The organism is Streptomyces rimosus (assembly GCF_008704655.1).
Classification (GTDB): domain Bacteria; phylum Actinomycetota; class Actinomycetes; order Streptomycetales; family Streptomycetaceae; genus Streptomyces; species Streptomyces rimosus.
The window spans coordinates 5,407,682-5,426,571 of record NZ_CP023688.1; the positions used below are offsets into that span (position 1 = coordinate 5,407,682).

At 70.4% G+C, this 18,890-nt stretch carries 35 protein-coding genes; 33 read left to right on the forward strand and 2 right to left on the reverse strand.

Annotated elements, in window-relative coordinates; genetic code table 11:
* Positions 1-8: 8 nt before the first annotated feature.
* Together CP984_RS23300 and CP984_RS23305 are read left to right on the forward strand one after the other, a co-directional pair.
* Positions 9-302 (forward strand): hypothetical protein, encoded by a 294-nt coding sequence (locus CP984_RS23300; protein WP_003979851.1) that lies wholly within the window; start codon positions 9-11, stop codon positions 300-302.
* A complete protein-coding gene (locus CP984_RS23305) occupies positions 299-538 on the forward strand; it encodes a hypothetical protein (protein WP_003979850.1) in 240 nt (79 codons plus the stop codon). The genes CP984_RS23300 and CP984_RS23305 overlap by 4 nt, the downstream gene beginning before the upstream one ends.
* A gap of 263 nt (positions 539-801) precedes the next feature.
* Here the strand turns inward: CP984_RS23305 and CP984_RS23310 are convergent, their stop codons facing one another.
* Positions 802-1,293: a hypothetical protein gene (locus CP984_RS23310; RefSeq protein ID WP_003979849.1), complete on the reverse strand. Its 492-nt coding sequence runs from the start codon at positions 1,291-1,293 to the stop codon at positions 802-804.
* A gap of 107 nt (positions 1,294-1,400) precedes the next feature.
* On the reverse strand, positions 1,401-2,183 hold the full coding sequence (locus CP984_RS23315) for a GntR family transcriptional regulator (protein ID WP_003979848.1): 783 nt from the start codon (positions 2,181-2,183) through the stop codon (positions 1,401-1,403).
* Between the two features lie 194 nt (positions 2,184-2,377).
* Here CP984_RS23315 and CP984_RS23320 point away from each other — a divergent pair, with 194 nt between their 5' ends.
* From CP984_RS23320 to CP984_RS23455, 31 genes are all read left to right on the forward strand, one after another.
* The gene (locus CP984_RS23320; protein ID WP_030184060.1) at positions 2,378-2,851 is read left to right on the forward strand and encodes a DUF6907 domain-containing protein; all 474 of its coding nucleotides are present in this window, start codon (positions 2,378-2,380) and stop codon (positions 2,849-2,851) included.
* Positions 2,848-3,042, forward strand: a complete 195-nt coding sequence (locus tag CP984_RS23325; RefSeq protein WP_003979846.1) for a hypothetical protein — start codon at positions 2,848-2,850, stop codon at positions 3,040-3,042. Before CP984_RS23320 ends, CP984_RS23325 begins: the two co-directional genes overlap by 4 nt.
* A complete protein-coding gene (locus CP984_RS23330) occupies positions 3,039-3,344 on the forward strand; it encodes a hypothetical protein (protein WP_003979845.1) in 306 nt (101 codons plus the stop codon). The genes CP984_RS23325 and CP984_RS23330 overlap by 4 nt, the downstream gene beginning before the upstream one ends.
* A gap of 81 nt (positions 3,345-3,425) precedes the next feature.
* Complete coding sequence (locus CP984_RS23335; RefSeq protein WP_003979844.1) at positions 3,426-3,650, forward strand: hypothetical protein; 225 nt, start codon at positions 3,426-3,428, stop codon at positions 3,648-3,650.
* Positions 3,650-4,159, forward strand: coding sequence for a hypothetical protein (locus CP984_RS23340; RefSeq protein ID WP_003979843.1), 510 nt, complete (start codon positions 3,650-3,652; stop codon positions 4,157-4,159). Before CP984_RS23335 ends, CP984_RS23340 begins: the two co-directional genes overlap by 1 nt.
* On the forward strand, positions 4,156-4,353 hold the full coding sequence (locus CP984_RS23345) for a hypothetical protein (RefSeq protein ID WP_003979842.1): 198 nt from the start codon (positions 4,156-4,158) through the stop codon (positions 4,351-4,353). The genes CP984_RS23340 and CP984_RS23345 overlap by 4 nt, the downstream gene beginning before the upstream one ends.
* Positions 4,350-4,568 (forward strand): DNA translocase FtsK, encoded by a 219-nt coding sequence (locus tag CP984_RS23350; RefSeq protein ID WP_226048691.1) that lies wholly within the window; start codon positions 4,350-4,352, stop codon positions 4,566-4,568. The genes CP984_RS23345 and CP984_RS23350 overlap by 4 nt, the downstream gene beginning before the upstream one ends.
* Positions 4,568-4,885, forward strand: a complete 318-nt coding sequence (locus CP984_RS23355) for a nucleoside triphosphate pyrophosphohydrolase family protein (protein ID WP_003979840.1) — start codon at positions 4,568-4,570, stop codon at positions 4,883-4,885. Before CP984_RS23350 ends, CP984_RS23355 begins: the two co-directional genes overlap by 1 nt.
* The gene (locus CP984_RS23360; RefSeq protein ID WP_003979839.1) at positions 4,882-5,109 is read left to right on the forward strand and encodes a hypothetical protein; all 228 of its coding nucleotides are present in this window, start codon (positions 4,882-4,884) and stop codon (positions 5,107-5,109) included. The genes CP984_RS23355 and CP984_RS23360 overlap by 4 nt, the downstream gene beginning before the upstream one ends.
* 35 nt (positions 5,110-5,144) lie before the next feature.
* On the forward strand, positions 5,145-5,543 hold the full coding sequence (locus CP984_RS23365; protein WP_003979838.1) for a hypothetical protein: 399 nt from the start codon (positions 5,145-5,147) through the stop codon (positions 5,541-5,543).
* Complete coding sequence (locus CP984_RS23370) at positions 5,540-5,989, forward strand: DUF3307 domain-containing protein (protein WP_003979837.1); 450 nt, start codon at positions 5,540-5,542, stop codon at positions 5,987-5,989. The genes CP984_RS23365 and CP984_RS23370 overlap by 4 nt, the downstream gene beginning before the upstream one ends.
* Before the next feature lie 108 nt (positions 5,990-6,097).
* Positions 6,098-6,880: a hypothetical protein gene (locus CP984_RS23375; protein ID WP_003979836.1), complete on the forward strand. Its 783-nt coding sequence runs from the start codon at positions 6,098-6,100 to the stop codon at positions 6,878-6,880.
* Between the two features lie 92 nt (positions 6,881-6,972).
* Entirely contained in the window at positions 6,973-7,566 is a 594-nt protein-coding gene (gene traA, locus CP984_RS23380) for a plasmid transfer protein TraA (protein WP_003979835.1), read from the forward strand.
* Entirely contained in the window at positions 7,563-7,709 is a 147-nt protein-coding gene (locus tag CP984_RS41385) for a hypothetical protein (protein WP_156100314.1), read from the forward strand. The genes traA and CP984_RS41385 overlap by 4 nt, the downstream gene beginning before the upstream one ends.
* A gap of 49 nt (positions 7,710-7,758) precedes the next feature.
* Positions 7,759-9,762, forward strand: a complete 2,004-nt coding sequence (gene traB / locus CP984_RS23385; protein ID WP_003979834.1) for a plasmid transfer protein TraB — start codon at positions 7,759-7,761, stop codon at positions 9,760-9,762.
* A gap of 178 nt (positions 9,763-9,940) precedes the next feature.
* Entirely contained in the window at positions 9,941-10,471 is a 531-nt protein-coding gene (locus CP984_RS23390) for a hypothetical protein (RefSeq protein ID WP_003979833.1), read from the forward strand.
* A gap of 19 nt (positions 10,472-10,490) precedes the next feature.
* Positions 10,491-10,637: a hypothetical protein gene (locus tag CP984_RS23395; protein WP_003979832.1), complete on the forward strand. Its 147-nt coding sequence runs from the start codon at positions 10,491-10,493 to the stop codon at positions 10,635-10,637.
* Positions 10,638-10,662: 25 nt separating this feature from the next.
* Positions 10,663-10,854: a hypothetical protein gene (locus CP984_RS23400; RefSeq protein WP_003979831.1), complete on the forward strand. Its 192-nt coding sequence runs from the start codon at positions 10,663-10,665 to the stop codon at positions 10,852-10,854.
* Positions 10,855-10,894: 40 nt separating this feature from the next.
* Complete coding sequence (locus CP984_RS41390; protein ID WP_156100313.1) at positions 10,895-11,068, forward strand: hypothetical protein; 174 nt, start codon at positions 10,895-10,897, stop codon at positions 11,066-11,068.
* A gap of 87 nt (positions 11,069-11,155) precedes the next feature.
* Entirely contained in the window at positions 11,156-11,644 is a 489-nt protein-coding gene (locus CP984_RS23405) for a hypothetical protein (RefSeq protein ID WP_003979830.1), read from the forward strand.
* A 10-nt stretch (positions 11,645-11,654) separates the two neighbouring features.
* On the forward strand, positions 11,655-11,777 hold the full coding sequence (locus tag CP984_RS42650; protein ID WP_255304236.1) for a hypothetical protein: 123 nt from the start codon (positions 11,655-11,657) through the stop codon (positions 11,775-11,777).
* 11 nt (positions 11,778-11,788) lie between these two features.
* Positions 11,789-12,001 carry a hypothetical protein gene (locus tag CP984_RS23410; RefSeq protein ID WP_003979829.1) on the forward strand — a complete coding sequence of 71 codons (213 nt, stop codon included), beginning with the start codon at positions 11,789-11,791 and terminating at the stop codon, positions 11,999-12,001.
* 48 nt (positions 12,002-12,049) lie between these two features.
* Positions 12,050-12,523, forward strand: coding sequence for a hypothetical protein (locus CP984_RS23415; RefSeq protein ID WP_003979828.1), 474 nt, complete (start codon positions 12,050-12,052; stop codon positions 12,521-12,523).
* 79 nt (positions 12,524-12,602) lie between these two features.
* On the forward strand, positions 12,603-12,848 hold the full coding sequence (locus CP984_RS23420; RefSeq protein WP_003979827.1) for a hypothetical protein: 246 nt from the start codon (positions 12,603-12,605) through the stop codon (positions 12,846-12,848).
* Positions 12,849-12,951: 103 nt separating this feature from the next.
* On the forward strand, positions 12,952-13,176 hold the full coding sequence (locus CP984_RS23425; RefSeq protein ID WP_003979826.1) for a helix-turn-helix domain-containing protein: 225 nt from the start codon (positions 12,952-12,954) through the stop codon (positions 13,174-13,176).
* 158 nt (positions 13,177-13,334) lie between these two features.
* On the forward strand, positions 13,335-13,709 hold the full coding sequence (locus tag CP984_RS23430; protein WP_003979825.1) for a hypothetical protein: 375 nt from the start codon (positions 13,335-13,337) through the stop codon (positions 13,707-13,709).
* 27 nt (positions 13,710-13,736) lie between these two features.
* Positions 13,737-14,135 carry an HNH endonuclease gene (locus tag CP984_RS23435; RefSeq protein WP_003979824.1) on the forward strand — a complete coding sequence of 133 codons (399 nt, stop codon included), beginning with the start codon at positions 13,737-13,739 and terminating at the stop codon, positions 14,133-14,135.
* Positions 14,136-14,556: 421 nt separating this feature from the next.
* A complete protein-coding gene (locus CP984_RS23440; protein WP_003979823.1) occupies positions 14,557-15,021 on the forward strand; it encodes a phage terminase small subunit P27 family in 465 nt (154 codons plus the stop codon).
* A 73-nt stretch (positions 15,022-15,094) separates the two neighbouring features.
* A complete protein-coding gene (locus CP984_RS23445; protein WP_003979822.1) occupies positions 15,095-16,705 on the forward strand; it encodes a terminase large subunit in 1,611 nt (536 codons plus the stop codon).
* 21 nt (positions 16,706-16,726) lie between these two features.
* Positions 16,727-16,954: a hypothetical protein gene (locus tag CP984_RS23450; RefSeq protein WP_003979821.1), complete on the forward strand. Its 228-nt coding sequence runs from the start codon at positions 16,727-16,729 to the stop codon at positions 16,952-16,954.
* Complete coding sequence (locus CP984_RS23455) at positions 16,954-18,888, forward strand: phage portal protein (RefSeq protein ID WP_003979820.1); 1,935 nt, start codon at positions 16,954-16,956, stop codon at positions 18,886-18,888. Before CP984_RS23450 ends, CP984_RS23455 begins: the two co-directional genes overlap by 1 nt.
* Positions 18,889-18,890: the final 2 nt, after the last annotated feature.

Consider the following 18,890-nt stretch of genomic DNA (forward strand, 5'->3'; position numbering starts at 1 on the left):
AGGCCGACATGTCCAGCGAGCCGTGGACCATCGACTCCATCGCGCACGCCCTGCCCCACCCCGAGCTGCGCGCCACCTTCATGCGCGATGTCTCCTTCACCGACGTCCAGCGCCTGCCCGACATCCTCGAACGCTGGGTCCGCTTCATCGCCGAGTTCGAGGAAGGCCGGCCCCGCATCGAGAAGCTGCGCAGCCACTACCGGGAGACCGGCCGCCTGCCGGCCGACTATGAGGCCAGCCTCATCGAGGTGAGCCCCGAGGAACTCCGGGCCTGCGCCGACCGCGCCCGAGGCGCCGCGTGACCTACCGGCTGCGCCTCGACCCCACCGTCCACGAGGACTACCGCCGCCTTCCCGACGACGCCCGCCGCGACCTCGCCGTGTGCCTCCTCGACGCGCTCGCCGACCCCATCGCCGCCTCCACGCCCTACGGCGTCGACGACGGCGTGTTCCGCACCATCGCCCGCGGACGCGTCACCGGCGTCATCGTCATCGGCGACGACACCATCGCCCTCGTACAGCTCACCCACCTCGGCTGAACACGACGAAGCCCCCGCCCGGATTGGGCGGGGGCTCATTGCGCTGTTCTACTGGGCTGGCTGGCCGGAGCCGGGGCAGGTGTCCCGGTCGTCCGCCGGCTGGTGGATGGTCGTCGGCTCGCCGGGCTCGGAACCCACGCCCGCACCGCACACCGGGCAGCAGCCGTCACATCGTCCTGGGTCGCACCGCATGGCGCCCTCCCGCATCGGAGAACTCCAGCGTGCCCGCGCCGCCGTACCGGGCGCCAGGGGGCACGCAGGGGTCAGAAGGCGTCCTGCAAGTCGAAGGCGCGCGACCCCTTGCCCTGGCCGGCCCGCGCCGCCTGCTCGAACAGCAAGAACCCCTTCCCGCCACTGTGGAAGACCACGCCGACACCCGGGTGCGCCGTCGGCCGGGTGGTGGTCGCCCCGTCCGAGTAGCCGTAGGTCCGCTCGATCTCCGCACTGCCGGAGTTCGCCAGCACGGCCGCCAGATACGCCTCGGCTCGCAGCGGAGACGCCTTGCCGCCCTCATATAGGTCCGGCACCGGGGCATCGGCCAGCGGCTCCCCGGTCACCGGCACTTCCGGCTCGTCCCAGCTGTGGCCGGGGGGCATCTGACACGCCACCGTCGCCCACAGCTGCGCTCCCGACGAGAACGCGACGTGCACGCCGTAGGGACGCCTGTTCCCGTCCTGCCACGCCTCCGCGTTCTGCACGTCAGGCGCCTTGGCGAGCGTCTTGATCACGAAATCCTGGAACCGTTGCGGGCGCATGACTGGAGTTTCCTTCCGGGGAGAGGTGCGAGCCTAGCGAGACTAGAGATCCACAACAGGGAGACCCGCCGCCCGGGCCGGGCGGGTGGACAGCGGGCGCAGAGGCGTCAGGCGGTGCCGCCCGACCAAGCTGCGCTCGCGTCTCGGGAGATGGCGTAGGCCACGGCGAACTGTTCGGCGGACATGGTCGTCTCGTTGACTTCCACAGGAAGCACTTCTCCGTCGCGGGGTACGGTGGCTTCCCTGGTGACCACGAGCACGGGTACGGCAGCGGGGATTCCGAGCCGTTCCTGCTCCGCACTGCCGGCGGTCCGCGCAGAAACCGTTTCCCGCCACGCTATCGGCGCCTCGTAGTGCTCTTCGATGCGGTCGTAGATGCCGCCCGGCCCCGTCTTGTCGCCTCCCACCACCGGGATTTCGGCGACGAGGCTCAGAGGCAGGTAGCTGATTGCGAGCTGCAACGCGTGCTTGGCGCCGGGCGGGCCCATTGCGCGGTCCCGGATGAGGACGTTCTCGCCACGCGGAGTGCCGAGCAGGTCGGCGACATGGTTGGGCGGAGGCCCGATGCGACGAGTTGGGGCGGATACGGGTCGCCAGTTCACCGCGTTGCGGTCGAAGAAGTAGCCGATTTCGTCGCGATACACGATGCGGTCACGGATCACGGCTCGCTCCCTTGGGCGCGATCTCACGACAGCGCGCCGTCGCCGAAATAGATCCACGTATCCATCGGTGGCGAGCTGTTGCAGCGCCTTCTGAGCGGTTGCCCGAGCGAGGCCGTAGTTCTCGGCGATGTCCGCCCCCGACGGCAGGGTTGTGCCGGGCGCATACTCGCCTGCGTCGATGGCGGCTCGGAGCTCCGCTGCGACGCGCAGGTATGCCGCCTCAGCCATCAGTGCCCCTTCCAGTCGAAGAAATCTTGCATCTAGGCTAGCCCAGGCGCCCTGGTGTGCGCTAGCTTCGAACCAGCAACAAGAGAGGCCCTGCCGGTTGTGTCACCAACCGACAGGGCCGTCAACCCCGACCCCGGTGTGTCACCACCGGGGCGGGTGTCCAGTCCTACGCCGCTAAGCACTGAGGACCAGACATGACGAATCGTAGTGTCGCGGACAGCATCCGCGAACTCGGGGCGCGAGTTCCGGACCCCGACGCACCCATCGCCTACTCCCTGACTCTGACGGCCGAGGCCTTGCCTCGTATGGCCGCGGTATTCGTGCACGACCAGCGCACGAGTCTTGAGTGTCCGACGTGGTGCACGGTCGACCACGCGGCCGAGAACCCGCGCCATCTGGAGGACGTCCACCACGAGGGCGCCCCGGTCCGACTGTCGATGCCGCTGTACAACGGCTCCGAGACGGTGATGGTCGCCCGACTTGCTCAGTGGCCGTTCGCTCCGGGGGAGAACCGAGGTCGCACGTACCTGGCGGTCGACCCGGACGGCCGCGACGAAGATGCCGCCCTCTACCGCGACGCCGCCCTCGCCTTCGCCGACCAGCTGGCTGCGCACGCCGCCGGCATCCGGCGTCTGGCGCTGCAGGCGGACACGGCGGTGACGTCATGACCGTCGCCATCGAGCCGACCGTCCCCACCGCCCCGGTCTCTCTTCCGCGCCAGCTGCCCGCCGGCAACCCGCGCGCCACGCTGATCCTCGACGCCGCCGTGGAGGTCCTGCGCGCGGCGGGCGAGGACGTGCACGTGGTGTACAGCGCGCACGGCGACATGTTCAAGATCGTGGCCCGGGAGACGTCGTGAGCATCCCTTGGATCAACGTGTCGCCCGCGGACGGCGCCGTGATGACGATGCTCATCGCGCTGCGCCAGTACATGGCCGCCGTCGAGGAACTGGTCGGGACCGGCGACACCGTCGAAATCTCGATGACCACGCCGTCGATCCTCGCGACGCCGCACGTCTCCGAGAAGGCCGCTCTCCAGCTCACGGCCGAGTTCCAGGCCCGCACCTGCCAGCTCTGCGACGAGCTGAACGCCAAGGCCGACCCGGCAGGCAGCTACCTGCGCTCCGAGCCGGCCACCGCCCCGCAGCCCAACCCGAGCTGACCCACCCCGGGCCCGCCAGCGGCTCTGTCCCGCGGGCCCGGTCACCCCACTCGTATCGACTTATCGACAGGAGAAGGTCTGATGACGACCGCCGAGCTGTACGGCCTGCCCGACGTCGCCGACTACATGGCCGCGGAGAGCATCGACGCCTACCGGGCGCAGCTGGTCACCCGCTACCACGCCAGCACCGACCCGTTCGAGCAGATGCGGCTGTACGCCGAGGCCGCCCGCTACGACCGCCGCCACCCCGACGAGTCGCCGCTGGCCGACGAGCTGTACGGCACCGACCTGGGCGAGGTGGCGTGATGAACGACGCCATCATCGCTGCGGGTTCCGTGCTCGCGGGCGCCGGAATGACCGGGCTGATCCAGTACATGACCGTGGTGCGCGCCGCCCGGACGGAGCGTGCCGAGCGGCACCGGCGGGAGGTCGGTGAAGCCGCGGTCACCCTGGCCGGGGCGCTGGTCGATTTCCGCCGCCACGTGTACCTGAAGGTCACCGCAGCCCGGGAGGGCCGGGATGTCGGCGAGGGCCGCCTGGACCGGTGGGAGGCGCGCTCGGCCGTGTCGCGGGCCGTGATCCGGGTGCAGGCCATGGCCCCCGAGGCCGAGGAGCTGATCCGGGTGGCCCGCGAGGCCGTCACCACGAACCTGGCGCTCGCCGACGCGGCGTCCCGCGTGGCCGACGCCGTGCGCAACGGCGTCCAGGCCAACGGCCGGGAGGAGGTGCTGTCCGACGCCGGGGTTGAGGCGCGGCGCCTGGACGGCGAGCTGATGGCCGCCACCGCCACCTACCTCAACGGAGGTGCGCGATGACGATGCGTCCCGCCGCGTGGGTCGCCCTGGCCCTGACGATCGCGCTGCTGGTCGCCTGCCCGCAGCTGCTGCCCGCCGCGGTCGCGGTCACCGACTGGGTGCTCAACACGCCGCTGGCCGCGGGTGCCGCGCTCGCCGCGACCCTCGTGTGGATCGCGATGCGGCCCGAGACCGGGCGGAGGTGGGCGCGGTGATCGACGCCGACCTGATGGACCTGTGCCGCGACCTGGTGATCCAGACGCAGCGTGGCTCGGCGAGCATGCTGCAGCGCAAGCTGCGCATCGGCTACGCGCTGGCCATGGCAGTGCTGGACGCCCTGGAAGCCGAAGGCGTGGTCGGGCCGTCGCAGGGCTCGCTGCCCCGCGACGTGCTGGTCACGCCCGACGGGCCGCCGCGGAGGTGGGCGTGATGGACCTGCGCGCCATCCAGGCCGCCGCGGTCGCCAACAAGAACGCCAAGGACCTGAACCTGACGAACGTCGAGCTGGAGTTCTGCCTTCTGACCGCCGAGGTCGGCGAGGCCATCACCGCCTGGCGGCGCGGCGAGGACGGCTTCGACCTCGAACTCGCCGACATTCAGCTCTTCCTCGTCGCGCTCGCCGACATGACGGGCGTCGATCTGCAGGACGCCGTCGAACGCAAGATGCGGATCAACGCCGACCGCGTCTACCGCCGCGACGACCGCGGCGTGCCCATCAAGATCACCGAACCGGGAGCCGTCCGATGAAGCAGCAGACCGCATGGCCCGAGGGCGTCATCGCCCGCTACCTCACCGTCGCTGAGGCCACCGTCGACATCACCGACACCGGTGAGGACAGCTACTGGCGCTATGCCGTGGCCTGCACCGGATGCCCGCAGGCCACCAGCGATGACCGTGAAGCCTGGACACACGCCTGGGCGCAATCCCACGCCGAGACGTGCCGCGCGATGCCTCGACCGCAGACGTCATGACACCCCGCCCGAACCCCGCACCTGAGAGGACAGCTATGACCACGACCGAGACCCTGATCGACCGGGCCCGCGACCTGTACGAGCGGCGGTTCCCTGACGGCAACCTGTGGTGGGGGACCGACGGCCAGCCGATCACCGGCGCGCAGGTCGTCGCGCACGCCGAGGCCGCCGCCGAGCGCGCCGCCACCATCGACTGGAAGGTGCCCGACTCCTTCCGGGCGGGCGGCCCCGGCGAGGTCGCCGACGGAAGGGTGCACACCACCTACTACGCGGTCGGCGCCATCATCGAAATGCTGATCCGCACCGCCACCGGCGCGCCCTACGCGGACGCCTGGGCCTGGTACCTGCAGCCCGGTCTCACCGCCGACACGGCCCGCGCCATGTATACGGACGTCGCCGCGTTCGCCCGCCGCTACGGGCCGGAGGCGGGGTGAGCGCCGTAGCGGTGTTCGCCGCGAGCTTCGCCGGGCTGTACGCCGCCCATCACGCCGCGGACTACCTGTTCCAGGGTGACCGCATGTCGGAGCGCAAGTCCGGCTGGACTGAGGGCTTCACCGATCCGCAGCCCGGCCGCCACCACCACGGGTGGGGCGCCAACCAGCTGCACGCGGTCACCCACACCCTCACCGAACTCGCCGTACTGGCCCTGATGGCCGTGGTCCTCGACATGCCGCTGCCCGCCGTCGGCGTCGCCGTGGCCGTGGCCTGGATTCACGTCACCCACAGCCTGATCGACCGCCGGTGGCCCGTGCGGCTGTGGATGAAGCACACCGGCAGCGCCGACTTCATCGACCGCGGCGGGATGCCGCTCGTCGACCAGGCCATGCACATCGCGGTCGGGCTCTTCCCCGCCGCGCTGGCGATCGGGGGGTGGGCGTGATGCGGACCTTCTCGCTGGTCTTCGGGGTCATCGTCCCGGCCGTTCTGCTCGCCCTGTTCGTCGCTGACCTCATCACCGGCCATATCCACTGATCGGAAGGAACCACCCGTGCCGAAGACGACCCGTCACCGCTGGGACCCGCTTGTCGCGGTGTCGCTGGCGGCCGGCGTCGGCTTCACCGCCTACGCCGAGTACCAGCTCGCCCGCGCCATCGGGGCGGCGGTACCGGTGGCGGTCTTGCTGCCGCTCGCCATCGACGTGTACGTGGTCGCGGCGATCCGCCGGTCCCGCGGCCGGGACATCGCCCTGTCGCTCGTGCTGATGGGCACCGCACAGATCGCCGCGCACATGCTGGAGGCCCGCGTCGCGGTCGTGTCGGTACCGCTCGTCGCCGCGGTGTCGCTTCTGGTACCGCTCGTGATCTGGCGGGTGCACACCCTCGCGGTACCGCCCGCCACGGCGGTACCGGCATCGGCCCGTGAAGCGGTACCGGTACCGGGCGGCGACGAGCCTGAGACGACTGTGAGCGTCACCGTCGAGCAGCAGCCGGTACCGGCACCAGAGATCGCCCCGGTACCGCCCGCCGGTACCGCCGATGCACCCCGCGAACTGCCGGTACCGGATCAGGCGGTACTGCGCCCGGAACTGCAGGCCGTACCGGAGCCGGAGCCGCAGCACGAGACAGCGGTACCGGTACGGCGGGCACGTCGCACCACCCGGTCCAGTACCGCCCGAAAGAAGGCCGCCACCGGCAGCTTCGACGAGCACGTCAGTACCGCCCGCCAATGGCTCGCCGACAACCCGGAGATGACCGGTACCGACATCGGCAACCGGCTCGGTACCGGCGACTCCTACGGCCGGCGCGTCCGCCGCGCCGCCCTCGCATCCTGACCGTCCAGTACCGCTACTGCGGCCCCTGGCCGCGCGCACCGGACCGGCACCCGGTACCGCACCCCCACCCACTTCACCGACAGGAGATGACCATGGCAGCCGCCAACGGCTCCAACGGCGCCCGGCAGGTCCCGCCGCCGCCGAACTACCCACCCACCAACGGGCGTGCTCCGGCGCCGGTCCAGCGCAACCGCAACACCAAGATCCAGGTCAACAAGGTCAACCTGCTGCCCGACGGAGGCATCCTTCCGCCGCTGACGCTCAGTTTCAGCAAGACCGTCGTCAACGGCGGCGGGAGCGGAAGCGGTCGCCGCAAGGCTCTGCCCGGCAGCGGCTTCACTTCCGACGAGGACGTCCGCGCCCTCTCCGAGGCCATCCGCAAAGACGCCAGGCCGAGGGCCGTCGAGCGTGCTCTGGACGCGGAGACCCTCGAAGCGGTGCTGCGCACCATCCCCGACACGACGGGCTCCATGTCCGGTTCCCGGGCCCGCGCGCGGCGAGTGGCCCGCCCTCTGCGCCGCATCGCCGCCGCGGAGAAGCTGATCAGCAAGGAGGGGGCCAAGCTGTGGGCCACCTTCACCCGCGAGTTCGAGGCCGAGCTGGCGCAGATCAGCTCCGGACGCCGCCGCGGTGAGCCGCGCTACCGGCACAACCAGCAGGGCGGCGCCGTCTGGAAGCAGTGGTGATCGACCTCGTGGTCGCCGCGGTCGCAGGGCTGCTGGTCGCCCTGTGGCTGCGGGTCCGCTACGCCGTCCTGATCGGTGACGGGCTGACCATCGCGGCCGTCCTGTTCGTCCTCTACGTCTTCATCGCCGCCCTCGCGCGCTGACACCCCTCTCACCTGCACTGACACCTGCACTGACATCTGGAGTGACACCGTGGCTGACACCGTCAAAGGTGACCTGTGGAAGGCCCTCAAGCACCCGAGGGCCCGGCCGTGGCTGACCGTGGCCGCCACCATGCCGGCGAGCGTCGGCACCCACGCCCTGTGGGGCAGCTCCCCGGCCGCCGGTGTCGGCCTCACCCTGGCCGCTGGCCTCCTGACCGCCTCGGCGTGGTGGGCGGGTGACGGCACCACCAAGGCGAGGCGCCTGCACGCCACCCTGTCCACCGCGGCTGGCACCTCGTACATGGTCGTCGCCACCGTCACTGATCCGCTGGACCCCTTCCTCGCCTCCACGTGGGCGATTGGCGGTGCGGTCGCGGCGGGCGGCTGGAACATCCGCCAGGCGCTCAGGGCGAACCCGGATGCGAAGACCGGCGAGCAGGCGGCGGGCGAGACCGGGCTGCTGGTCAAGAGTCTCGGCAAGGCGAAGCTCGCCTTGAGGGGGGAGCCGAAGGTCGAGCCGAACAAGGTCACCGCCCCCTACAAGATCACCGACCCGGGTGCGCTCACCAGCGCCGAGATCGGCCGCCGCATCGAGAACATCGCCGGTGAGCTGGGCATCTCGGCGAACGCGATCCGCAACGTGATGAACACCGAGAACGCCGCCGAAGGTGAGTTCGTCTTCGTGCCCAAGGACATGCTGGCCGGCGGCGTCCCGTACCCCGGGCCGTCCTCGCCGGGCGGGTGCATCACCGAACCGATCGTCAACGGCATCTACGAAGACGGCGAGCCCGAACGCTTCTGGTACCCGGCCGACGAGACGACCCGCCGCAACGCCACACACTTCGGCGTGTTCGGCATGAACGGGTCCGCCAAGTCCACCGGCACGGTCTACGCCCTCATTGAGGTACTGACCAGGTACAACGCCATCGTGTGGGGCGGCGACCCGGCGAAGGGCATGCAGACGTTCGGGCCCCTGCTGCCCTACATGGACTGGGTGGAGATCACCCAGGCGGGCTGCGAAGCGATGGTCGACGCGCTGCCACACGTCATCACCGCCCGCGCCGACGAGCTGGGGCGCCACGGCTTCAAGAACTGGACACCCGAGGCGTTCCGCAAGCTCGGCATGCCGTACATGGTCGTCGTCCTTGAGGAGTCCGCGAAGCTCTTCCGCAACGGCAGCGAGCTGGAACCGGTCGTCGAAGCCGCCCGCTCGGCGGGCATCAGCGTCGAGGTCAGCCAGCAACGCCCCTCGGCCACGTCGATGCCCACCGACGTGCGCGAACAGCTCGGCGGCGTTCGCTGCTACGGCGTCAAAGGGGCCACCACCGCCGACATGGCGCTGCCCGACGACGTCCGCGACGCCGGCGCCCGCCCCGAGGCGTGGGAGAACCGCAAGCCTGGCTACCACTACCTGGTGGCGCCCGGCGTGGACGAAGAGCGCTATTCGATGAAGGCCCGCCACTGGGACCCGATCACCGACGACGAGATCCGGCAGGTCCTGGAGCGCTACGCCGTCCACACCCCGGCCGGAACCACGACCACCGTCGCCGCCGGTGAGGCATACGCCAACCGCGCCATCTACACGCCCGGCCAGTCCCTGACCAGCATCAATCCGAAGGAGACCGTGATGAGCAAGCAGGACGCCGAGCGAGAGGAGGAGATCCGTCTGGAGCGCCAGGTCGAGCGCGACATCGTCGCGGCCGTCGGTGACGACGACGGCACCCCGGAGCCGGCCGTCGATCCCGACGCGGAGATCCCGCCCGTGGCCAAGCCGTGGAAGTTCCCCAACCAGCTGCCCGTCCAGGGTGACGACCGTAGTCCGGAGGAGGCGCTGGCCGAGCTGCTGGCGATGCTCGCCGAACTCCGCGCCGAAGGACGGGAGACGGTCGGGCCGAAGGACTTCGCGCCCTACGGCAAGGGCACCCGCATCGGCCGCGCTCGTTCCTGGATCTCCGGGAAGCTGACCGCTCTCGCCGACGAGGGCGTGTACCTCGAAGAGACCGACGAGGTGGGCGTCTACAAGCTCCTCGATCCCGAGCTGACACCTGTCTGACCTGCACTGACACCGGCTGACACCTTGATCAGGTGTCAGGAGGGGTGTCAGCCGCTTCTGACACCCCTCCCCGCCTTAGGTAATGCGCGTGCGCGCGCGAGCTGACACCCACCCCTGACACCCGCTGGCACCCCCTTGGCTGACAGCAGGGACAAACCACTACGAAACGGAGAACGTGATGACCTTCGAACCGCCCCGCTACACCTGGACCGCCGACACCGCCTACGACGCTCTCGCGGTCCTGCAAGCCGCCATCGACCTGATCGAATCGCACACAGCGACCCTCGCACCGGACAACCGAGAGCGCTACGACGCGAAGCGCAACTCCACTGCGAATCTCAGTATCACCCTCGACCTGTCCACCCTCGTCAAGCAGATCAACAAGGCGACCTCCGCCGTCCAGGCCCCCGCGAGCCCTCAGTCGTTCCGCTTCCCGCTGACCATCGAAGACCCGCTCGGGGAAGCGGTCGGGCGGCAGGAGGCCCGAGGGATCCTCCTGGACCTGCTCCAAGGTTTCGCCGAGCAGGGCCGACTCAAGGTCACCTTCCGGGACTTCGCGCCGCACCTGGGCAAGCTCAGCCGGACCCGCTCCTGGGTCGTGCGCGAGCTGCAGAACCTGGTCGCCATCGGAGTCATCAGCCAGGAAGCCCTCGGCGAATACCACCTCGACCGGGCCTCGCTCATGAATCACCAGTTGGGCCCCTCGTGACCCTCAACGCCTGACCGCCATGGAGACGCCGCCCGGCGAGTGCCCGCAGTGCTGGTACCACGCGCACTTCAGCCGTGAGGCGCACGCCCACCTCGCCCCGGGCCAGGACTGCCCGGCCTGCGTGGACCACATGCGCAACGGCTGCCCCGGCACAGCCCGCAACTGACCCACACCACACCCAGGAGGAAGCCATGCCCAAGATCACCCGCTATGAGGCCGAAGTCCAGCTCGAACGCCCCGACGGCTCCCGTGTCACCTACCGCGGTGACGGCGTCGGTCCCGCCGACGAGACCGGCGCCCAGGTCCTGAAGGGCGCCGAGAAGGCGGCGCTGGCCGAAGAGCCCGGCGCGCGCGTTGTCAGCTCCCGGGCCCGCCGCGGCTGACCGACCGCCCCGCTCTGCCCCATCCATCGAGAGGAACCCCATGTCCAAGCGCAGTGAGGCCAAGCAGGCCCGCGAGACCTACAAGGTCAAGAAGGCCGAGCACAACGCCCGCTTCAACAACACCACCACCGACCCGGACAGCGAGGAGTACCTGGCCTCCAACGCTGCCGTAGCCGACGCCGGACGCCGCGTCTCCTGGCTGCGCCGCCGCTGACCGGCTGCCCCCGATCCGCCCGTCTCGCACGGGCGGTGAGGAGGACGCCGGGCAGCCCGCCCGACGCCGAACCCCGAAGGAGACCCGATGGACACCATCAGTCAGAGCACGGTCGGCGAGCGCCGCGCCGACCAGGTCCCGCTGACTCCCGGACAGCAGATGCGCGCGTACAGCGACGACGGCGCCGTGGTCATCGACGTGGCCGTGCAGGCCGTTGGCCACTGCCACACCTGCGGCACGAGCGTCCCGTTCGGCATCGGCGAGGTCCACGGCAGCGCCCAGAAGTACGTCGACGGGCCATACAAAGACGGCCTGCTGGCCGCGTGGGGCTGGACCGACCGGCACCTGGCCGCCTGCGCCAAGGCCCGCCGGCACCTGCGTCGCCCCGCCACCGGCCCCATGACCAACTGCGAGGCGTACCGGAACCTGCCCCCGCAGGAGGCCGCGCCGGTCGCCCATATGGCTGCCGCGCTCTTCCACCTGCAGCAGGCCGTCGCCACGGTGTCGCAGGCCGACAGGGCCAGCTACCTGGCCGGCAACGCCAGCAACCGCACCGACACCACCGACGAGCAGTAAGGAGCCGACCATGCCCGAGATCAACCCCGAGACCGGCAGCGAGATCGAGATGGAGGACGACGGCGACTTCACCGTCACCTTCTCCATGACCATGCCGCAGCCCGCCGACGACACCGACACCAACCGCCCCTGAGAGGAGCCCCGATGCCCATCACCACCGACTACGGCTTTGAACCCCAGTCCGGTGAAGAGGTCGGCACCGACACCGCCCTCGTTTGCTGCGACCAGACCATGAGCGCTGCCGCGCCGGATGAGGACGGCATTCGCGTCCACACCTGCGGTGTCTGCGCGACTCGGGCCGAGGTCGATGTCTGCGGCCTGCTCGGCGATATCGACGAGCCCGAGGATGCCGCCTGATGGCCATCCCCGCCCCACTACCTGACCCCGCTTCCTGAGAGGAGCCCCATGTCCCCGCAGCCGCTGCCCGGTCCGCAGCACCAGTACGGCGGGCAGCAGCTGCCCGGCTGGCCCGCCGAAGCGCCCCTGAACGGGCCCGTGGAGCTGTACGGCGAGCGTGACCCGGTCGTGTGGGTGCCGGACGCCTACGGGCAGATGGTGCCCATGCGCCGCCCCCAGGCCCCGGCACCCGTCCAGCCCACCCCGCCGCGGGACTTGAGCCCGCAGCCGCTGATCGATCCGCTCGCGCAGCGCCTGATCGGCGGCGGCATCGGCGGCGGGGCGCTCGCCGCAGGGGTCGGCTGGGGCGCCGCACAGATCGTGGATGCCGCCACCGCCGCCGGAGCGGGGCTCATCGGATGGGCCATCCTGATCGTGCTGCTCCTCAAGACCGGCCGCCGCGACGGCGACACGTACAACATCAACCAGACCGTCCACGCCGAGGCCAAGTGGTTCGGGCGGATCGACACCGACTTCCACTGAGGAGGAATCATGGGGTTACGCGTACTACGAGATCTACCGCGGCGGCGAGAAGATCCAGGCCGGGTACAGCGTCGAGGCCGTGTGTGAGGAACCCGGCTGCGAGAAGCAGATCGACCGGGGGCTCGCGTACCTCTGCGGCGAGACGCCGGGCGACGACGAGTACGGCTGTGGCGGCTACTTCTGCGGCGAGCACCTGTACATGGCTCCCGAGGGGCAGCACGGAGAGCGCTGCATCCGGTGCCGCGACAACGGCGCCGACCCGCTGGAGAACTCGCCGGACGCGATGGTCGCCACGTTCGAGAGCGGCACGGCCGTAGGTGCTTGACATTTGAACTGCACCGAAGTCATGATCTGCTCAACTAGCATCACTGCGCTTTGAGGGCCGCCTGAGACCAGGCGGCCCTCACGCATACCCGAGGGGGTGCAGCATGCCCCCCAGGCTCGTCACCGCCGCCGACGCCGCCCACTACACCGGCCGGCCCGTCGGCACCATCTGGCGGTGGGCCAGCGAAGGCCGCATACGCCGCACCGGCCGAGGCAAGCAGGCCCGCTACTACCTGGACGACCTGCCCCGCGCCACCCGCGACGAATGGACCGGGCTCCTCACCCCCGGTGAAGCCCCGCCCCTCCCAGACGGGGCGCGCGCCGCCTGACCCCCGACCGGGCCCGACGTTCCCCCAAGACGGGCCCCGCCTGCTGCCCGGCACCACGGCGGCCCGCCGGGCAGCAGGCACCAATCCGATCACGACCGTTCCCCTCACGCGGCCCGTGCGTCACCATGGCGCCATCAACCGCGACTCATGGGGGACCAGTGTTCGGCTCGAAGAAGACCGACGAAGAGAAGGCCGCCGCGAAGGCCCTGCTGGAGCTACGGCTCGCGGCCTCCGCTATCGGCGGCCTGATGGTCCGCAAGGACCCGCTGCGCTTCACCGCGCCAGGACAGATGGACGTCCCCGTCGGGGGCGCCAAGGTCACCGTGGACCGGGGAGAAGCCGCCAAGCGCATCACAGCCACGCGCGTGGCCCTCACTGGGATCTTCGCTCTGGCGTTGAAGAAGGACAGCACCAAGCTGTTCGTGACCATCGAGGGTGCCGACGGCTCGGCCATGCTGCTGGAGTGCCCGGCCAAGAAGGAAGCGGCTGCACGGAAGTTCGCCATCCTCGTACACGCCAAGCACCCTGCATAGCCCCCGACCCCGGGAGGGGAGGCCCCTATGCCCCCCTACGCTCCCCCCTCCCGGTGCACGGACCCCCAGTGCCACGAGCTGGCCACGCAGCGAGGCAGGTGCGACGAGCATCAGCCCATCGCATGGTCAGGCAGGGATGACAAGCAGGCCCGCTACGGCATCAGCTCGGGCACGTGGCGCAAGCTCAAGCGACGTGTTGATCAGCGTGACCATGGCTGCTGCTACTTGTGCGGGGCCGAGCAGCCCGACGACCCCGAAGAGCCACGCCACGTGCTCGATCACATCACGCCGATTGCCGAGGGCGGCTCGGTGACCTCGCTGGACAACCTCGGGCTGCTCTGCGGGTCGTGCGATGCGATCAAGAGCCGCGCTGAGGCCATCCGAGGCGCCCAGCGGGCTCGCCGGCGCGCCAAGAGATCATCATGAGGCTTCCGACGGGCCTCGCAGGGCAAACGCCAGGCCGATTCCGAGTCTTTCAGGTCCCTGACCTGCGCTTTCGTCGATTCCGGAAGCTTGGCGAGCCGCCCGAGGAGCTAGAGGGGGCTTCTGACCTGCGGTTTCGACCAGAATGCGGGCTGCGGCGAGACGAAAGCGCGCGCCCAAGTGCACGATTTCGGGCCGAGATGCGCCCTTTGGAGTGTCCGAGCCATCCCTCTCGCCTAGCAACATCACCTACTGCCCGGGGGTAGGGGAGTCCGGATCACGACCAAGATCGCTTGGGGACCCGCCGCGGTTGCCTTTCCGTGCTCACGCTCACATGAGCAACGGGGGGTCTGCGCAGGTCAGAGCCTTGCAGGCCGCGTTTGTGCAGGTCAGAGCGCTGCGGGCGACCGGAGAGGGGTTGATCATGGCGAAGGCTGCTGCTCCCGCCGCCCTGAAGCTGATCACTGGCCGGTCTCCGGGCCGGGACTCGGGTGGCCGGAAGGTGGAGCCCGGCCCGGCGTTCAAGCGGGTGCCGCCGAAGCCGCCGACGTGGCTGTCACGGGAGGCGGCCGCGGAGTGGAAGCGGGTACTGCCGGAGCTGTCCCGCCTGGATCTGGTCAAGGAGCAGGACCGGGCGGCGCTGGTGGCGTACTGCGAGGCGTGGGCGACGTTCGTGTCGGCGACGCGGGTGGTGCAGGAGGAGGGGCTCGTCATCGAGGCGCGGCAGGGCAAGCTGGCGCATCCGTGCGTGGCGATCGCCCGGAATGCGGCCCGCGAGATGAGGTCGTGGGCGGCACACTTCGGCCTGACGCCGTCGACGGAGCAGGCCCTGGCTCGAGGCGAGGGCGGCGATGGCGACGAAGCGAACCCGTTCGCCGGCTCCGGCTGACCTGGGCATCTCTGCTGAGGTCGCGTGGTATCTGGAGTCCAGGGGGATCCCTCTGCCGGACTGTCCGCCGAAGGTGCAGACGCCGTCGCCCGGCGAGGCGCCGGGTGCGGTGTTCGATCCGGAGCGGGTGGACCGGGTGCTGCGCAGCTTCCATCTGCTGCGGCACACGCAGGGCAAGTGGGCCGGGAAGCCCTTGGACCCCGACCCGTGGCAGGTGGCCTACATCCTGGCGCCGGTGTTCGGCTGGGTGCGGTGGGACGACGAGGCCGAGGGCTACGTGCGGATCGTCCGCAAGCTGTACGTGGACGTGCCGCGACGCAACGGCAAGACGACGCTGTCCGGCGGCATCGCGGTGTACCTGATGGCCGCGGACGGCGAGCCGGGCGCGCAGGTGTATGCGGCGGCCACGTCGGAGAAGCAGGCGCGGTACACCTTCGATCCGATCAAGACGATCGCGGAGCGGGCGCCGGCGCTGAAGGGCAATGTCAAGGCGTACACCAAGAAGATCACGCACCCGGCGAGTGGCAGCTACTTCACGGTCGTCTCGTCGGTGGCCGAGGCCCTGCACGGTGCGAACGTCCACGGCGGGATCATCGACGAGCTGCACGTTCACAAGAGCCCGGACCTCGTCGAGACGATCGAGACAGGCACGGGCTCGCGCCGCCAGCCGCTGGTCGTCATCATCACGACGGCCGACGAGGGCAAGCAGGAGTCCATCTACGACCGGCGCCGCCAGTATGTCGAGCAGCTCGCCCGCGGGGCCCTGCACGACCCGGACACCTACGGCGTGGTGTGGGGCGCCGACGAGAGTGACGACCCGTTCGCCGTGGAGACGCAGCGCAAGGCGAATCCGGGCTACGGGGTCAGCCCGAGCGCGGCGTACCTGAAGGGCGCGGCGGCCGAGGCGCAGCAGTCGCCGGCCGATCTGGCCAAGTACCTGCGGCTGCATCTGGGCATCCGCACGAAGCAGAGCACCAGGTTCCTGCGTCTGGAGGACTGGGATGCGAACGCCGGGCTGGTCGACGAGGCGGCGCTGGCCGGGCGGGACGCCTACGGCGGACTGGACCTGGCCAGCACGTCCGACCTGTGTGCGCTGTGCTGGCTCTTCCCCGACGACGCCACCGGCACCCTGGATGCGGTCTTCCGCTTCTGGACCCCCGAAGACAACCTGCGAGCCCTGGACAAGCGCACTGCAGGCGCGGCCTCGCGCTGGGTCCGGGAGGGCTTCCTGGTCGCCACGCCCGGAAATGTGTGCGACTACGACTTCATCCGGGAGCAGGTCCGCCGCGACAGGGACGCGTTCAAGGTCCGGTCGATCGGCTACGACCCGTGGAACGCCTCGCAGTTGACCAATGACCTGGTGTCCGAGCGGGCGCCGATGGTCAAGGTCAGGCAGGGCTTCGCCACCATGTCGCCGGTGCTGAAAGAGATTCAGCGCCTCGTGCTGCAGGGGACGCCGGAGGCACCGGCGCTGCGGCACGGCGGACATCCGGTGACCCGCTGGTGCGTGGACAACCTGGCCGTGACCATGGACCCGGCGGGCAACGTGAAGCCGGACAAGGCGAACTCCGGCGACAAGATCGACGGTGTGTCGGCGCTGGCCACAGCGATGGCGGAGGTCGTGGCGCGGCCGCCGCGGCGCAAGAGCCGGTACGCGGACGAGGACGAAATCATGGTCGTGTAGCGGCCGGGACGGGGGCTGCTCATGTTCGCGTGGCGTCGCACGGCGGTCCGCAAGCGGGTCGTGGTCAATCTCGCCGACAAGGCGTTCAACGGCGTGTTGTGGGCCCAGCGCGGCCCGCTGCTGGTGCTGCGGGACGTACAGCTCCTCGAGGCCGGGCGGGCGCCGCAGCAGGTGGACGGCGAGGTCGTCATCGAGCGGGCGCGCGTGGAGTTCACGCAGGTCCTCGCGAGTACGGGCGGGGGTGGCTGATGGCGTTCGTCGTCTCCTCCGGCCAGCTGTCGGTGACGGGGGCCGGGGTGACGCCGGGGTATGCGGCGATGCCGCTGCCGGCCGCGCCGTGGGAGTACGCGGAGATCTGGCGCACCCAGCCGCAGGTCCGCACGGTGATCGGGTTCCTGGCGCGGAACGTTGCGCAGCTCGGGATCCATACCTTTCGAAGGATCAGCGACACGGACCGGCAGCGGCTGACCGACCACCCCCTGGCGCGGGTCCTCGCCGAGCCGCTGCCGCGCTTCACGCCGTACCGGTGGGTGGAACGGCTGGTGTCCGACCTCGCCTTGTACGACAACGCCTACCTGATCAAGCTGCGGCTCAACGGGACGCTGCGGCTGCTGCCGGTGCCACCGACACTGATCCGCCCGTACCGCGGGAACTGGATCGCCCCGGAGTACTACGAGACAGCAGGCGGCCGGGACTTCGCGGTCGAGGACGTGGTGCACATCCATGGCTACGCCCCCGAGAACTTGACCTACGGGTCTTCGCCGATCGAGTCACTGCGGGAGTTGCTGCTGGAGTCGTCGGAGTCGGCGGCGCAGCGGGCAGCGATGTGGCGCGGCGGCGCGCGTGTGACGGGTGTGCTGAAGCGGCCGATGGACGCGCCGGAGTGGAGCGCGAAGGAGAAGGCCCGCTTCCGGGAGATGTGGCGGTCCTTCACGCAAGGCGGCGGCGCCGAAGGCGGCACGCCGATCCTGGAGGACGGCATGGAGTACGTGCCGGTCGGCATGACCTCCGAGGCGGCGCAGTACATCGACGCCCGCAAGCTCACCCGCGAGGAAGTCTCGGCGGCGTACTACATCCCGCCGCCGCTGATCGGCATCCTCGATCACGCCACCTACAGCAACATCAAGGAGCAGCACGCGCACCTGTACCAGGACACGCTCGGCCCGTGGCTGGCGATGCTGGAGCAGGAGATCGCCGCACAGATCCTGCCGGACCTGCCGGGCGACAACGCCAGCGTGTACTGCGAGTTCAACATCGCCTCCAAACTCCGCGGCTCTTTCGAGGAGCAGGCGGTCGCCGCGTCGACTGCCACGGGCGGGCCGTGGATGACCCGCAACGAGATCCGGGCCCGCAACAACCTGCCGGCCGTCGAGGGCGGCGACGAGCTGATCGTGCCGATGAACGTCACCGAGGGCGGCCTCGCCTCCCCGCGGGATACGGCGCCGGAGCCGGAGGCGCTCCCAAAAGCGCGCGGCCTGGCGCTGACGAAGTCGGCGGCCAGGCCCGATGACCTGGCCACCTTCGAGGAGGGCCGGGACGCACTGACGTCCGCCCTGGAACGGTGGACGCAGAGGGCGGCGGACAAGCTGCTGACGGCGGCCGGCGCCAAGGCGCAGGGCATGCCGGATCTGCTGGCGGTGTGGGCCGAGGGCCACGAGGACCGCCTCGCGCAGTTGTCGGCGCTGCTGGCTGAGCACGGGTACCGGCTGGCGCAGATCGGGGCCTGGGAGGTGCTGGACCGGTGGAACCCCGACGCGTCGGGCTGGACACCGGATGTGATGCTCGCCTGGATTCTGGCGGCTGCCGAGACGCACGCCGAGCAGCACGAGGAGGCCGGGCGCGAGGCGGTCGCCAAGGTCCAGGAGGAGGGCGGCGACAACTGGCCAAAGGCGCTGGCGGTCGCGGCGGCTGCGTGGGGGATCGCCGCCGCAGGGAGATCCCTGACCGCGGCCACCGAGCTGCGCAGCTTCGGCGGACACGATGCCGCATCCGCCTCGGGGCTGACACGCAAGGTGTGGCGGACGGGAGGCGCGACACCGCGCCCCTCGCACCGCGCGCTGGACGGGCAGAGCGTCGCCCTGGACGACGTGTTCGGCAACGGCTGCCGCTGGCCCGGCGACGGCACGGCGAAGGTCGGCGAGAAGGCGAACTGCCGGTGCCGCCTGGACTACGAGACGGGGTGAGC